Origin of the sequence: Arthrobacter sp. 179, from assembly GCF_052379645.1 — a bacterium.
In the GTDB taxonomy this organism is placed as follows: Bacteria; Actinomycetota; Actinomycetes; order Actinomycetales; family Micrococcaceae; genus Arthrobacter_H.
Map to the genome: position 1 here is coordinate 1 of NZ_JBQSYU010000069.1, position 341 is coordinate 341.

Annotated in this window: 1 protein-coding gene; it reads left to right on the top strand. The window is 67.2% G+C overall.

Annotated elements, in window-relative coordinates; genetic code table 11:
• Positions 1-341, top strand: a 341-nt coding sequence (locus tag ACT3UE_RS15810; RefSeq protein WP_444567033.1) for a BCCT family transporter, incomplete at both ends; no start/stop codon positions are given.

A 341-nucleotide genomic window follows, 5' to 3' on the forward strand; every position in this document is an offset into this window, starting at 1 on the left:
TCCCCGCCCTACTACGGGGACAGCCTCGAATCCGAGAGCGACCAGGCCAGCGCGGCCCTGGCGCAGAGCTTCGTGGACTGGGGCTTCCTGGCCTGGGCCATCCTGGGCACCCTGGGTGCCATCGTGATCACCCACGCCCACTCCAAGGGCATGCCGCTGCGCCCGCGCACGTTGCTCTACCCGATCATGGGCAAGAAGGTCCTGCATAGCTGGATCGGCACCGTTGCCGATATCGTGGCGATCATCGCCGTCGTCGCCGGCACCGTGGGACCGGTCGGGTTCCTGGGCCTGCAGGTCTCCTACGGGCTAGCCGAAATGACCGGGATCCCCAACAACTACGC